We start from the raw sequence: 13,476 nt of genomic DNA, 5'->3' as shown, positions 1-13,476 counted from the left end.
AGGTGCGCGACGACGACGCGGGTGCGCCGTGCGGACGGTAGCGGTTGGGGGCAGGAGCGGGGGCTCCGCGGACCGGTCCGATGCGGGCGACGGGATGGACGGTAGGGACAACGGCGGAAGGCTCCGGGAAGAACGGGTCGCGGCACCGGCCGCCGGCACCGTCGCGCAAGACGCCCTGGACGCCTCCGCCGCACGCATCGCGCTGATCTTCCGGGTGGCGTGGTCGGTGCTCACGCCGGTACTGGCCTATCCGCAGGCGATCGCCGCGGGCGGCGTCGAGCCGTGGCAGCACGCCGCGGTCGCGAGCAGCGTGGTCTGGGGCGCGGCGTACGCGTGGTTCCTGCGGCACGGCCGATTAGTGCCGTGGGTCGCGGCCGCCGACAGCCTGCTGTTCTGCGCGTACCTCGCGCTGGCTCCATGGATCCTGCCCGCCGCGTACGTCGGCGACCCGACGACCTGGGTGGTCGGCGGCGCCAGCGTCGCGATCTTCGTGGCGTCCTGGTCGGTCACTCCGGTCTGGACGATCACGCTCGCGGCGGCGGAGAGCGCGGCTTTCCTGGTCGGCGTCGTCGCGGCAGGAAAGCCGTTGATCGGCAGCCACGACAACCAAGCCGCGATCTTCCTGATCCAGGGCCTCATCGCGATCGTGGTGGTTCGGCTGATCCGCGGCGGAGCCCGCCGGGCCGACGCGACGCTCGACCACGTCGCCAGGGCCCGCGCCGAGCTGACCGTCGAGCGCAGCCGCCTGCACAGCCGTCGCCAGTTCGAGCGCAACCTGCACGACACCGTGCTCAGCACGCTGACCGTCGTGGCCCGCGGCGCGCTGGGCGACCGGCTCGACCTCGTCCGGGCGCGCTGCGGGCGGGACCTGGCGCTGCTCGACCGGCTCGACGACGTCCCGGACACGTCCGGGCTGTTCGCGAGCATCGGGTGGGAGGCCGGCTGCCGGGCGATGCCCGTCCGGGTGGCGCTGCCCAGCGACGAGCCCCGCCTACCCCCGGGCGTGGTCGAGGCGCTCGCCGGTGCGGTGCGGGAGAGCCTCTCGAACGTCGAACGGCACGCCGGGGCCAGCAGCGCGGAGCTGACCGCGACGATCGTCGACGGCGGTGTGCGGATCGTCGTCCGGGACAACGGCAAGGGGTTCGATCCGACCGCGACGACGCCCGAACAGACCGGCGTTCGCCGGTCGATCGTCGAGCGGATGGCGGCGGTCGGTGGCCGGGCCCGGATCGACTCCGCGGAGGGGCAGGGCACCGAGGTCACGCTGACATGGCGCTCACCCGACGATCCGGGGCCGCTCGTCGCTGCGGTGCGCAACGATCCGCAGCCCGACGAAGCGGCGGTAGCTGCCGGCTACCGCGCGGGCATGGCCCGGGCGCTGGTCGTGATCGCGCTGGCCTGGCTCCTGTACTGCGGCTCGCTCATCGTCGCGTCGCGCGACGCGTACCAGCCGTTTTGGTTGGAGGTGGCGGCGTGGGCCGTGATCCTCGCGGTCGTGGTCGGCGTGGCGGTCCGCGGTCCGACCAAGCCGCTCCCGATCGTCGCGATGCTCGGCGCCCAGCTCCTCGTGCTGGGGTCGGCCGTCGCGGGGCTGGCCGCGATCGACGGTTCGGACCAGGTCGTGCTCTGGATCAACTGGATCCCGGGTGCGATCGGCTGGCCGCTGGCGCTGATCGCCCTGCACCGTCCGATCGCCGAGTACCTCGGGTGGTCCGCGCTCGTCGTCGCCGCGTGCGTCGGCGCGGTACTCATCGAGGTCGGCCCGGACGCGCAGGCCGTCGACCGGATCGTCACCGCGCTGCTCTGCGCGCTGATCCTGCAGCTGGCCGTCGTGATGGCCTACGGCCTGGTCCGGCGGAACGGGGCGCTGGCCGAGGCGGGCGTGCAGGAGGCCGCCCGGATCCGAGACAGCAGGGAATCGCTGGCGGCGGTCGCGGAGGATCGGCAGCGGTGGCAGCGCGAACTCGGTGCTTCGCTCCGTCCGCTGGTCCGCGGGCTGGCGCACGGCACGCTGGACCCCGCCGATCCCGAGGTACGCGCTCGGTGCGCGATCGAGGCCAGCCGGCTGCGCGCGATGCTCGCCGAGCTCTCCGAGGCCGGTGAGCACTCGGTGTGGCGACGCGACATGGTGTCGTCGCTCTCCGGGGCGGCCGCGGACCGCTCGGCGACGCTCGAGGCGCGGATCGCCCCCGACTTCGGTGAGGTCCCCGAGCCGGTGCGCGCCGAACTGGTCGCGGCGGTGCTCGCGATCCTGCGCATGACCAGCCCGGGCGAGGCGGTGGTCACGCTGAGCGGCGGCAATCGGGACGCGTCGGCGACCGTGCTGCTCCCCGTCGCGTCCGAGCGGTCGGCGGTCAAAGCAGCGATGTGGAGCTTGTTGAACCGGGTGCGGGCCGCGATTCCGGGAACGGTCAGTACGGATGTCGAAGAACCGGGTTCGAGCAGTTTCTGGGTGGAGGTGAGGTGGGTCTCATGATCACGGTGGCCGCTGTCGACGACGATCCTCTGGTGTTGCAGGGACTACCGGCCTGGCTGGCGCCTGCCGACACCGGGCTCAGGGTGATCGACCTCGCCCAGTCGGTGGAGGAGTTCTTGGCCGGCCGGGGGCGCAGTGCGGACGTCGTCCTGCTGGACGTCTGGCTGGGTGACGGCAGCACGGTCGGCGACAACGTCCGCGCGGTGATCGAGGCGGGCCCCGCCGTCGTGACGATCAGCACCCAGGACGTCACCGACCTGATCGTCGAGTCGATCGAGGCGGGTGCACTGTCCTACGTGCACAAGAGCATGGACCCGACCGAGATCCGCGCCGCAGTGCGCGCGGCGTCGCTCGGGCACAAGTACATGACGCCGGCGCTCGCGTTCGCGCTCCGCAGCGATCAGCGGCCCACCAGGCCGTCGTTGAGCCTGCAGGAGACCGAGTCGCTCCGCCTGTACGCGTCCGGCTTGCGAATGACCGACGTGGCGCGCCGGCTCGGGGTGAAGCCGTCCACCGCGAAGGGGTACCTCGACCGGGTGCGGGCGAAGTACGACGACGCGGGCCGTGCCGCGCGTACGAAACTCGATCTCCGCGAACGTGCGCTGGAGGACGGCATCCTCCGTCCGTCGCCGGCGCTCGGGCCGCGGGCTATCCGCCGAATCCCTAGTTGAGGGCTTGACGATGACCACCGTTCAGTGGGCGCGGGCCGTCCGCAGCACCGTCAAAACTTTAGGCCTCGTGTCGCGGCCGCTCGCACCACAGTCAGTTACCGATTCCCGCACCGCCCAGGACAGCTGAAGGGAGTCGAGGTGGTCGTCGTCTCGGCGGGTCCGGCCCGCCTCACACCCGAACGGGACACCGCAGAGGTCGCCCGGGTGGTCTGGAGCGCCCTCACGCGTCAGCGTCAGCAGCTGCACCAGGGCCGTCGATGTTCGGCGACCCGGAGCCCGCTGCTGCGGGACGCGCACTCGCAACACTGCCTGGTCTGCGACGAGTTGGCGCTCGACGCCCAGGAGCGCGTCGTCGCGGCCTGGCAGCGCCAGCCCGAGCGCGAGGCGTGGACCCAGGCGCGCATCGTCAGCTGTGCCCAATCCGTGCTGGCCGACCGGGTCCGGTCCCGGCTTTCGGCGGCCGGCCTGGTCGCGCGGCCGGAGCGCTGGCTCGACCAGCGATCGTTCCTGCCGCACGTGGACCCGACCGGACGCGTGCTCCTGGTCGCGCTGATCGTGAGCGTCGGCTACTACACCTGCATCCCGACGGCGGGCGGGCGGGTGCGGCTCGGTCCGACGGTCGTCGCGCCGCTGGTGGACGGGGTGCGGCGCGGTGCGTTCGCGTCGGCGCTCACCCGGGCCTGGCCGGACGCCCCCGACGGGACCGACGGGAAGGCAGAGCCCGACCTGGCCGCCTCCACCGGGCACCTCGCCGCGGCGCTGGTCGCCTGGCGGGATGCGCGGCCGGAGCAGTACGCGGCGTTGATCGGGCTGGCCGAGGCCAACCGCACGGTGCTCAGCCTGGACGTCGCCGGATTGCGGTCGGACGTCGAGTTCACGCACTTGGCCGGAGGGCCGGCCGGTGACGACGTCGCCGAGTTGGTGATCGAGCAGCGGGGCCGCTGGGTGGTCGGGACCGAGCACGTGGCGGCGGCCGGCGCGTTACTCCGCCGCTTCCTCGACCGAGTGCGTGAGCTGGCGCAAACCGCCGCGCAACCCCGGAGCGGGGTGTTGGCCGAGGACGGGGAGCTGCGGCGTCCGCAGCCGACCGGGCCCTCTCCGGGCGAGCTGCGGATGCTCCTGGTCGAGGAGGCCGAGAAGCTCGCCGCAGAGGGCGACGGCCCTGAGTGGCTCCGGCAACTGCGCGACCGGCCGGCCGTGGTCAGCGCGCTGATCGACCGCGCCGCCGAGCTGTTCTGACCGAGCCGTTCTGACCGAGCTGTTCTGGCAGGGCTGTTCTGGCAGGGCTGCTCTGACAGGGCTGCTCTGACAGGGCGGCCCGCCACCGAGGGTGGCGGGCCGTGTGACGTGGTCGGAGTGCGGTGCTCAGCCGAAGTAGAACGTCGCCGCGCGGGCGTCGCGAGGCTCGTTCGTCGGCTCCGCTGGCGGACCGGCTGCCTCCTGCATGAGCGCCGGGCCGGCGAAGTTCCGCAGGACCTTGAGTACCGACCACAGCGTGTGATCGCAGCGCATGTACAGACCACCGCGGTACTTCACCATCCCGACGTGTTGCAGCGGCCCGAGCGCGCTGCGCACGGTCGACTCGGGCAGGCTGAGCTCGGACGCGCAGGTGTCGACACCGAACAGCCCTCCGTGGGCCGGAGCGGTCCGGTCGATCCAGAGCGCGATGCGGACCCGGTCCGCGTCGCCGAACACTTCGGCGAACGCTTGCTCCGGAGGGTCGTTCAGAGTCGCGTCGTGGTCACTCCACAGGGCGCGCGCCGGTTGTGCCGGGGCGGAGTACGCGGTGCCGACAGCACCAACAGTGCCGGTGGTCTGGGTGCCCATCATCGTCATCCAGCCGCTCCCTTCCTCGGGCGGGATCGCCGCCGCTGTCGCCTCCTCTCGGGCGAACGTCTCCACGAAAGCATATAAAACCGACGAAAAGGAGGCTTAGTGTCTAGTTTTTCGATCAAGAACACCGATCCTCATCCACCGTCTGTTTCAGGGTTAAACCGGAGTATCAATTGGTGACCTCCGGGACATTTGGTGGTTACCGAGCGCGACGCGCCTTGCCGGAGCGTGTCGGACCCCTCCGATTCGGGGTTTCCCGGTGGCGGCGACAGGCCATCATGGGGACCGTCAGCGGAGATGAGAGGATCGGTCGTGGCGACGGTGCACGAAGCAGGGGACCAGGCCGACGAGGTGAGCGTCTGGGAGGACGATCCCGGGGCGCCGCCATCGACCAGGACGCCGGTCTTGCGCGCGCGACCGGCGTTACGCACCGGTCCGCTGGCGATCGACGTCGAAGGAGCAGTGCCGTCCGACGCCGAGGGCGCGGTGCGGTACTGGACGGCGGCCGAAGCGCTGGGGCGGACGGTCACGCTGTACGCACCGCTCTTCCCGATGGAGACGTTCCCGGACGGGGCGACGTGGAACCCCGCGGTCGGCGACACCCTGGTCGCGAACCTCGACGCGGGCGTCGACCTCAACGCGTACTACGACCGGCGGGGCCTCTCGTTCTTCCGGCAGCACGTCTCCGGCGTGACGGTGTGGTCCGGCGAGAGCCCGGACATCGTCAGCCACGAGACCGGGCACGCCGTCCTCGATGCGCTCTGCGCCTGGATGTGGGACGCGGCGAGCGCGGAGATCGCGGCGTTCCACGAGTCGTTCGGCGACATCAGCGCCGTCCTCTCGGGGCTACGGCTCGCCTCGCTCCGTGAGCAGGTGATGGGGGAGACCGGCGGGGAGCTGTCCCGGTCGTCGCGGCTCTCCCGGCTGGCCGAGCAGCTCGGCTGGGCGGTGCGTCAGGTCGCGCCGTCCTCGGCCGACCCGGACTGCCTGCGCAACGCGTCCAACGAGTTGTTCTACCTGAATCCGGTCTCGCTCCCGCCGACCGCGCCGGCCAGCCAGCTCTCCAGTGGGCCGCACTCGTTCTCCCGGGTGTTCACCGGCGCGTTCCTGCGGTCGCTCGCCGGCATGGTCCACACGCTCGCCGGCGAGGGCACGGTGGACGACGAGGCGCTGCGGATCGCCGGCGAGGACGCGGCCACGCTGCTGGTGACCGCGGTGACCCGCACGGCCGCGGTGCCCGCGTACTACGCCCAGGTCGCCGCTCACCTCATCCGGGTCGATCAGGAGAAGTTCGCCGGTAAGTACACGCCCGCCCTACAGGCGGCGTTCATCCGGCACGGAATCCTGTCGCCGGGGTCGGCGGAGGCGGTCGCCGACGGCACGGCCGGGCCCGACGAGAAGGCGCTGGAGCGCCACATCGCGCCCGACGTCTCGGGATCCCGCTCCGCGTTCACGTCGCCGGTGGCGGTACCGGGGCGGCAGTACGGGCTCCCGGACGACCTCACGGTGCGCGCTCCAATCGAGGAACCGCGGTTCGCCGTCGCGGCGGCGGCGCCGTCCCGCGGCGACCTCGCGCCGACCGGCGGTGAGGACATCGCGCTGGCGTTCGTGGAAGACCTGTTCCGGCAGGGCCGGGTCGCGGTACCCCCGGAGTACCGGCGCGGCTTCACGGCGTCCGGTGGCCTCGACGGAACGCTGCGGACGCACGAGGTCGCGAACAACGGCGTCGGGCTGGTGCTGGTGCGGCGAGTGTTCGACTGAGGGCGGGGCGTCCGGTTTTCGGGATTCTTGGCACGGTCCCAAGCGGCTCCGGACGAGTTACCGTCGATGTGGTGGGTAAGTCCATGACGATCCTGGCGTGTCGGCCAGCATTCGGGAGGCAGGCGTGAGCGCTGCACGACGAGCCGTCGAAACGGCCGAGCAGTCCGCCGCCGAGGTCGAGGCCGCGGAGAAATTCATCGCCGATCTGATCGCGCGTGGCGAGGCGGTCGAGGTCGACCGATCCCGGGACGCCGCGGACGAGGAGCCGCTACCCCCGGGAGCGACGCACGACATCCGGCGGGACGCCGACGGCAGGCCGGCCGTCCGGCGCCGTCGTTACTCAGCGTTCTGATCAACGCGGCACAGGCCGGGCGGCGCACCGCCCGGCCCGCTCCGTGTGAGATCCAGTTTTCGCCGCAGAAATATTTGCGAACCGGCATCGAAACCGGCTCTGGCGACTCTCGTGGCCATGACCAGCTTCGACCGGATGTTCATCGAACTCGACGAGCCGGATTACGAGGGCACCGAGCTTGACTTCGGAGTCTTTGCTGACGACCGTCCCGACGACGCCGACGCCCTGGTCTCCGACTGGGCCACGGCCGAGACCTACGGAGCGGCGGCATGAGCCGCCACCTGGTCGTCGTCGGCCACGGCATGGTCGGACAGCGGATGGTGGAGGCGATCGCCGATCGCGACCAGTCCGACCGCTGGACCGTCACCGTCCTCGGCGAGGAGACCCACCACGCCTACGACCGGGTCGCGCTCTCCCGCTACCTCACCGACCCGGATGCCGGCCTCGGGCTCGTGCCGGACGGGTGGTACGACGGCGGACGGCGTACCTGTCACCTCGGCGACCCGGCGGTCACGATCGACCGGAACGCACGCACGGTACGTACTGAGTCCGGCCGCGAACTGACCTACGACGCCCTGGTGCTCGCCACCGGCTCGCGCGCGTTCGTGCCGCCGGTACCCGGAGCCGACCTGACCGGGTGTCACGTCTACCGCACGCTCGACGACCTGGACGGGATCCGGGCCGAGGCGGCCGCGGTTCGCGCCGCCGGTGGCTCCGCGATCGTCGTCGGTGGCGGTCTGCTCGGGCTGGAGGCAGCCGGTGGTCTGCGTGACCTCGGCGTCCCGGTCCACGTGGTGGAGTTCGCGCCGCATCTGATGCCGCAGCAGGTCGACGCCGGTGGCGGGGAGGCCCTCCGCCGGCTGGTCGAGCAGCTCGGTGTCCAGGTGCACGCCGGTGTCGGCACCGCGTCCCTGGAGGCGGACGACGCCGGGCGGGTCACCGCCGCGACGCTCACCGACGGCAGCCGCCTCGAGGCCAAGCTGGTGGTCTTCGCCGCCGGTATCCGGGCCCGGGACGAGCTGGCCCGGGAGGCCGGGCTGCCGGTCGGCACGCGGGGCGGCGTCCTGGTCGACCGGTCGTGCCGCACCGATGACTCGGCGATCTGGGCGATCGGCGAGTGCGCCGCGGTCGAGGGCGCGGTCTACGGGCTGGTCGCACCCGGCTACGCGATGGCCGAGGTGGTCGCCGACCGGCTGCTCGGCGGCACCGCGGAGCTGGCCGACCCGGACATGTCCACCAAGCTCAAGCTGCTCGGTGTCGAGGTGGCCAGCTTCGGAAGGGTCGGCGGCTCCGGTGACACGGAGACGCTCGACGTCGTCTTCTCCGACCCGGTCGCCGGCATCTACAAGAAGCTGGTGCTCTCCGACGACGCCCGGACGCTGCTCGGCGGCGTCCTGGTCGGGGACGCGTCCGCGTACGCCGGTCTGCGTCCGCTGGCCGGTCGTCCGCTGCCCGCCGCGCCGGACACGCTGCTGCTCGGCGACGGCGCGGGAGCTGGCGCGCTCGGTGACGACGACCAGGTCTGTACGTGCAACGCAGTGACGAAGAAGGACATCGTCACCGCGATCACCGAGCAGGACGCCACCGACGTCCCGGCGATCAAGGCGTGCACCCGCGCCGGCACCAGCTGCGGCTCCTGCATCCCGATGCTCAAGACGCTGCTCGACGAGTGCGGTGTGCACGTCAGCAAGGCGCTCTGCGAGCACTTCGAGTACTCCCGCGCGGAGCTTTTCGAGCTGATCCGGACGTCCGGCATCCGGACGTTCTCCGGCTTGATCGCCGCGCACGGCACCGGCGGCGGCTGCGACCTGTGCAAGCCGGCGGTCGCGGGGATCCTGGCCAGCCTCGGCAACGGCTACATCCTCGACGGCGAGCAGGCGGCGCTGCAGGACACCAACGACCACGCGCTGGCGAACATGCAGCGCAACGGCACCTACTCGGTCGTGCCGCGGATCCCCGGCGGGGAGATCACGCCGGAGAAGCTAATCGTGATCGGCGAGGTCGCCCGCGATTTCAACCTCTACACGAAGATCACCGGTGGCCAGCGGATCGACCTGTTCGGTGCGCGGCTCGACCAGCTCCCGGCGATCTGGAGGCGCCTGGTCGAGGCCGGCTTCGAGTCCGGACAGGCGTACGGCAAGTCGCTGCGCACCGTGAAGTCCTGCGTCGGCCAGACCTGGTGCCGCTACGGCGTACAGGACTCGGTGGGCCTCGCGATCGACCTGGAGCTCCGTTACCGGGGCCTGCGGGCACCGCACAAGATCAAGATGGCGGTCTCCGGCTGTGCCCGTGAGTGCGCGGAGGCCCGCAGCAAGGACATCGGGGTGATCGCCACTGACAACGGCTGGAACCTCTACGTCGCCGGAAACGGGGGATTCCGCCCCCGGCACGCGGACCTGTTCGCCAGTGATCTCGACACCGAAACACTGCTGACATACATCGACCGGATCCTGATGTTCTACATCCGGACCGGCGAGCGCCTGCAGCGCACCGCCGCCTGGCTGGAGAGCCTGGACGGCGGACTGGACTACCTGCGCTCGGTCGTCTGCGACGACGTGCTCGGCATCAATGCGGATCTGGACGCGTCGATGGCGGCCCACGTCGCCAACTACTCCGACGAGTGGGCGGACACGCTCGCCGACCCGGAGCGACTGGCCCGGTTCGTGCCCTTCATCAACGCCCCTGGTGTGTCCGATTCGAGCATCGAAGTCGTCTACGAGCGCGGCCAGCCCCGGCCCGCGCGTCCTGGCGAGACGCCGGCACCGACCCTGGTGGCCGGCCCGACCCTGGAGGTAATGCCCCGATGACGGTGACTGCGTCCCCGGAGACGGTCTCCGCTCCGTCCGTCCCGCTCCAGTGGCGGTCGGCCTGCCGCCTGACCGACCTGCTGCCCGAACGCGGTGCGTGTGCCCTGTTCGACGGTGCCCAAATCGCCCTGTTTAGGCTATGGGATGACCAGGTGTTCGCCGTTGGGAACCGTGACCCGTTCACCGGTGCTCAGGTAGTCTCCAGAGGTCTGGTCGGCACTCGCGGCGGGCGTCGGACGGTGGCCTCCCCGCTGCACAAGCAGGTGTTCGACCTGGTGACGGGGGTGTGCCTCTCGGATCCGGCGGTGCCCGCCCTTCCGACCTGGCCGGTCCGGGTCCGCGACGGCGTTGTCGAGGTCGGTCTGCAGTGATGGGTTCCGGGTCACGCCCGGAGGCGCAGCCGAACTCACGAATCGTGGCGGGGTGGAACAGATGAGTGAGCTCGAGGGCTTTACCGTTGCCGTGACCGCCGAACGGCGAAAGGACGAGCTCGCCGCTCTGCTCGAACGTCGAGGGGCGCGGGTCGTGCTGGCACCCGCCCTGCGGATCATCCCGCTCCCCGACGACGACATGCTCGCGGCGACCACCCGTGACCTGCTGGCGAAACCGCCGGACATCGTCGTGGCCACCACGGGCATCGGTTTCCGGGGCTGGATGGAGGCCACCGAGGGTTGGGGCCTGGCCGAGCCGGTCCGCGCGGTGCTGCACGACGCGACGGTGCTGGCCCGCGGGCCGAAGGCGCGCGGCGCGATCCGGGCGGCCGGCCTCACCGAGGAGTGGCACGCCGCGTCCGAGACCAGCGCCGAGGTGCTGGACTACCTGCTGGCGGCCGGTGTGGCCGGCAAGCGGGTGGCGATCCAGCTGCACGGCGAACCGCTCCGCGACGTGGCCACCGCACTCACCGAGGCGGGTGCCGAGGTCGTGGAGGTCGAGGTCTACCGGTGGGTGCCGCCGGAGGACATCGCGCCACTGCGGCGGCTGGTCGAGAGCGTGTGCGCCGGTGCGGTCGACGCGGTGACGTTCACCAGCGCGGCGGCGTCGGCGAACTTCATGGCGACGGCGGACGCCTGCGGCAAGGGCGAGGCGGTCGGAAAAGCGTTCGCGACGTCGGTGCTCGCGGCCTGCGTCGGGCCGGTGACCGCGTCGGTGCTGGTCCGGCGGGGGATCCCGGTGGTCAGCCCGGAGCGGTACCGGCTGGGGGCGCTGGTGCGGTCGGTCGCGACCGAGCTGCCTGCCCGCTGCCCCACGTTCCAGGTGCGCGACCACCAGGTGCAGGTCCGCGGCTTCGCCGTGATGGTGGACGGGGCTCCGGTGGCCGCGCCGCCGGCGTCGATGGCGGTGCTGCGGGCGCTCGCCAGCAGGCCAGGGCGGGTGTTCAGCCGGACGGAGCTGCGTGAGGTGCTGCCGGCCGGTGACGCGGGGGACCACGCGGTGGAGATGGCGATCACCCGGTTGCGGGCGGCGCTCGGCGAGGCGGATCTGGTGGAGACCGTGATCAAGCGGGGCTACCGCCTCCGCACCGAGGCCGTGCTGTCACCCGCCGTCGGCTGAGCGGGCTTCCCCGCACGGCCGGATCGACGGCGGCTCCACGCGCGCGGTGGAGACCGATTCGGCGTCGTCTCGCGTCGGCGGCGCGGAAATCGTCGGGCGAACGGAGCAACCTCGGGGTGACTCGGGCGTCTGGAGGGGTGACGGGCCCGAATGGGGGCCCCTGACCCCGGGAGCGTTCGTGCCTCTGCCCCGCCTCCGCCCGCGCACGTTAGTGCTCACCGCTGCGGCGACCGCGACCCTCGTCGTCGGCGGCGGTCTGGCGGCGAACGCCGCGATGTCCGGGGGCGGGCCGCCGCCGACGCCCTCCCCGGTGGCCACGGACCCGACGGTCGCGCCGACGACCGTGGCGCCCTCGCCGGCCGCGCCGAGCACGGTTACGCCCGGCACGGAGCCGACCGGTCCGTGCGCCACGACCACGGCCGACCCGGCCCGGCCGATTCCGACGTCGCCGCCGGTCACGGTCGCGCCGACGCCGGCCCGGCCGATCCCGGCGTCGCCGCCGGTCACGGTCGCGCCTACTCCGGCCCGGCCGGTCCCGGCTCCGACCGACGCGCCCGCCGGGACCGCGCCCCCGGCGCCCGCCGAGACCGCGCTCCCGGTCGAGTCCGCCACCCCCGCCCCGGCCGAGACCGTGCCCCCGGTCGAGTCCGCCACCCCGGCTCCGGTCGAGCCCGCGACCCCGGCCCCCACGTACTGCGGCACCGAGACGCCGGCGCCCGCCGCTCCGCAGCCCGCGCCCGCCACCTCGCCGCCGATCACCGTGACGCCGAAGGCCCCGGTACCGGCGAAGACACGCGCGCCGGCACCGATCGCGCCCAGCACCCCACATCGGTGAGGATCAGCCGATGACGACGTTGGTTCTCCCGGCCGCGCCGGCTCACCCCGGCGGGCGCCGGTGGTGGGGCCGGCTCCTGCGCTGGACGGCGGGGCCCGCTGCCGAGCCCCTGGGGCCGGCAGCCGGCCCGGACGGCGCCGCCGAGCCCGAGGAACTGGCGTGGACGCCGCGGAGTGCGGTGGCCGGATCGAGGGGCGGTGCCGGCCCGGACCTCGTCGAGCTCTACCACCACCGGCGGCTCGCGCTCGTCCAGCTGGCGGTGCTGCTCGTCGACGACCTTCCCACCGCGGAGGACGTCGTCCAGGACGCTTTCGCCGCTGCCTACCGTCGGCACGGCGCCTCGATGTCCCGCGTCGAGAACCCGGACGCGTACCTGAACACCTCCGTGGTCAACGCCGCTCGCTCCGTCCTGCGCCGCCGCCGGACGTTCCGGGCCGCACCGGCGCGGGTGGAGTACGGTCCGCCCACCGACGAGAGCCTGCTGCTGGCCGAGGAGCACCGCGAGGTGCTCGCCGCGCTCCGTCGGTTGCCGCGGCGCCAGCGGGAGGTGCTGGTCCTGCGGTACTGGTCGGACCTGAGCGAGGCCCAGATCGCCGAGACGCTGGGGATCTCCCGCGGCACCGTCAAGTCCACCGCCAGCCGTGCGCTCGCCGCCCTGGAGAAGCTGCTGGAGGCCGGCCGATGACGCCCACCCAACTCGAGCAGCGCCTGACCGACGCCCTGACCGCGCGGGCCGACCAGGTGACCGCAGCCGACCTCCGCCCAGCGGCGCCGCCGACCGGACGACGCGTGCCGCCCCGCCGAGGTCTCTACCTCGGCATGGCGCTGGCCGCGGCAATCTCGGCGATCGCCGTGCTGGTACTCCTCACGCAGGTGCGGGAGGAACCGATCCGGCCGAGCCAGGCGCCCTCGGACCAGCTCACCCGGCTGCCCGCGACCTCCTCCTACGACCCGAGCGCGACGCCGCGCAGCGCGCTTCCGACCGTCCTCGGCCCGACCGAGGCCGCCACCCCCACTACGTCGGACACCCCGAGGCCGTCGTCGACCGACACTCCGAATCCCACGGTCACTCCCAAGCTGCCGGACCCGGCGATTCCCCGCGGTTCGGCGGAGGCACCGCAGCCCATCCCGACCACGGCGCCGCCCGTCGAGGAGACGACGTCGGCCCCCTGAGTGGATCGGATCGCGCC

General features: G+C 72.6%; 13 protein-coding genes. 12 read left to right on the top strand and 1 reads right to left on the bottom strand.

Annotated features, from left to right (window positions below; genetic code table 11):
- Nucleotides 1-94: 94 nt before the first annotated feature.
- The 3 genes from ABEB28_RS11265 to ABEB28_RS11255 all read left to right on the top strand — a co-directional run bounded on the left by ABEB28_RS11265 (nucleotide 95) and on the right by ABEB28_RS11255 (nucleotide 4,386).
- Nucleotides 95-2,476 carry a sensor histidine kinase gene (locus tag ABEB28_RS11265; RefSeq protein WP_345727973.1) on the top strand — a complete coding sequence of 794 codons (2,382 nt, stop codon included), beginning with the start codon at nucleotides 95-97 and terminating at the stop codon, nucleotides 2,474-2,476.
- Entirely contained in the window at nucleotides 2,473-3,147 is a 675-nt protein-coding gene (locus tag ABEB28_RS11260; protein WP_345727972.1) for a response regulator, read from the top strand. Before ABEB28_RS11265 ends, ABEB28_RS11260 begins: the two co-directional genes overlap by 4 nt.
- Nucleotides 3,148-3,285: 138 nt before the next feature.
- Entirely contained in the window at nucleotides 3,286-4,386 is a 1,101-nt protein-coding gene (locus tag ABEB28_RS11255) for a hypothetical protein (RefSeq protein ID WP_345727971.1), read from the top strand.
- Between the two features lie 126 nt (nucleotides 4,387-4,512).
- Here the strand turns inward: ABEB28_RS11255 and ABEB28_RS11250 are convergent, their stop codons facing one another.
- Entirely contained in the window at nucleotides 4,513-5,049 is a 537-nt protein-coding gene (locus tag ABEB28_RS11250; RefSeq protein WP_345727970.1) for a hypothetical protein, read from the bottom strand.
- A gap of 243 nt (nucleotides 5,050-5,292) precedes the next feature.
- Between ABEB28_RS11250 and ABEB28_RS11245 the strand changes: the two genes are divergently transcribed.
- From ABEB28_RS11245 to ABEB28_RS11205, 9 genes are all read left to right on the top strand, one after another.
- The gene (locus ABEB28_RS11245) at nucleotides 5,293-6,741 is read left to right on the top strand and encodes a gluzincin family metallopeptidase (protein WP_345727969.1); all 1,449 of its coding nucleotides are present in this window, start codon (nucleotides 5,293-5,295) and stop codon (nucleotides 6,739-6,741) included.
- 124 nt (nucleotides 6,742-6,865) lie between these two features.
- Complete coding sequence (locus ABEB28_RS11240) at nucleotides 6,866-7,093, top strand: hypothetical protein (RefSeq protein ID WP_345727968.1); 228 nt, start codon at nucleotides 6,866-6,868, stop codon at nucleotides 7,091-7,093.
- 117 nt (nucleotides 7,094-7,210) lie between these two features.
- A complete protein-coding gene (locus ABEB28_RS11235; protein ID WP_345727967.1) occupies nucleotides 7,211-7,366 on the top strand; it encodes a hypothetical protein in 156 nt (51 codons plus the stop codon).
- On the top strand, nucleotides 7,363-9,900 hold the full coding sequence (gene nirB / locus ABEB28_RS11230; RefSeq protein ID WP_345727966.1) for a nitrite reductase large subunit NirB: 2,538 nt from the start codon (nucleotides 7,363-7,365) through the stop codon (nucleotides 9,898-9,900). The genes ABEB28_RS11235 and nirB overlap by 4 nt, the downstream gene beginning before the upstream one ends.
- On the top strand, nucleotides 9,897-10,271 hold the full coding sequence (gene nirD / locus ABEB28_RS11225) for a nitrite reductase small subunit NirD (protein ID WP_345727965.1): 375 nt from the start codon (nucleotides 9,897-9,899) through the stop codon (nucleotides 10,269-10,271). Before nirB ends, nirD begins: the two co-directional genes overlap by 4 nt.
- 61 nt (nucleotides 10,272-10,332) lie before the next feature.
- Nucleotides 10,333-11,451 carry a uroporphyrinogen-III synthase gene (locus ABEB28_RS11220; RefSeq protein WP_345727964.1) on the top strand — a complete coding sequence of 373 codons (1,119 nt, stop codon included), beginning with the start codon at nucleotides 10,333-10,335 and terminating at the stop codon, nucleotides 11,449-11,451.
- A 178-nt stretch (nucleotides 11,452-11,629) separates the two neighbouring features.
- On the top strand, nucleotides 11,630-12,286 hold the full coding sequence (locus ABEB28_RS11215; protein WP_345727963.1) for a hypothetical protein: 657 nt from the start codon (nucleotides 11,630-11,632) through the stop codon (nucleotides 12,284-12,286).
- A gap of 10 nt (nucleotides 12,287-12,296) precedes the next feature.
- A complete protein-coding gene (locus tag ABEB28_RS11210; RefSeq protein ID WP_345727962.1) occupies nucleotides 12,297-12,971 on the top strand; it encodes a SigE family RNA polymerase sigma factor in 675 nt (224 codons plus the stop codon).
- Complete coding sequence (locus ABEB28_RS11205) at nucleotides 12,968-13,459, top strand: hypothetical protein (RefSeq protein WP_345727961.1); 492 nt, start codon at nucleotides 12,968-12,970, stop codon at nucleotides 13,457-13,459. Before ABEB28_RS11210 ends, ABEB28_RS11205 begins: the two co-directional genes overlap by 4 nt.
- Nucleotides 13,460-13,476 lie beyond the last annotated feature (17 nt).

Origin of the sequence: Cryptosporangium minutisporangium (genome assembly GCF_039536245.1) — a bacterium.
GTDB classification, from domain to species: Bacteria; Actinomycetota; Actinomycetes; order Mycobacteriales; family Cryptosporangiaceae; genus Cryptosporangium; species Cryptosporangium minutisporangium.
The sequence above is the reverse complement of the archived record's forward strand: the minus strand, read 5'-3'. Positions and strand labels throughout refer to the sequence as shown.

Coding starts and splice junctions, on each gene's coding strand:
- nirB (WP_345727966.1), top strand. CDS start 7,363: ATGAGCCGCCACCTGGTCGTCGTCGGCCACGGCATGGTCGGACAGCGG.
- ABEB28_RS11265 (WP_345727973.1), top strand. CDS start 95: ATGGACGGTAGGGACAACGGCGGAAGGCTCCGGGAAGAACGGGTCGCG.
- ABEB28_RS11235 (WP_345727967.1), top strand. CDS start 7,211: ATGACCAGCTTCGACCGGATGTTCATCGAACTCGACGAGCCGGATTAC.
- nirD (WP_345727965.1), top strand. CDS start 9,897: ATGACGGTGACTGCGTCCCCGGAGACGGTCTCCGCTCCGTCCGTCCCG.
- ABEB28_RS11205 (WP_345727961.1), top strand. CDS start 12,968: ATGACGCCCACCCAACTCGAGCAGCGCCTGACCGACGCCCTGACCGCG.
- ABEB28_RS11220 (WP_345727964.1), top strand. CDS start 10,333: ATGAGTGAGCTCGAGGGCTTTACCGTTGCCGTGACCGCCGAACGGCGA.
- ABEB28_RS11260 (WP_345727972.1), top strand. CDS start 2,473: ATGATCACGGTGGCCGCTGTCGACGACGATCCTCTGGTGTTGCAGGGA.
- ABEB28_RS11210 (WP_345727962.1), top strand. CDS start 12,297: ATGACGACGTTGGTTCTCCCGGCCGCGCCGGCTCACCCCGGCGGGCGC.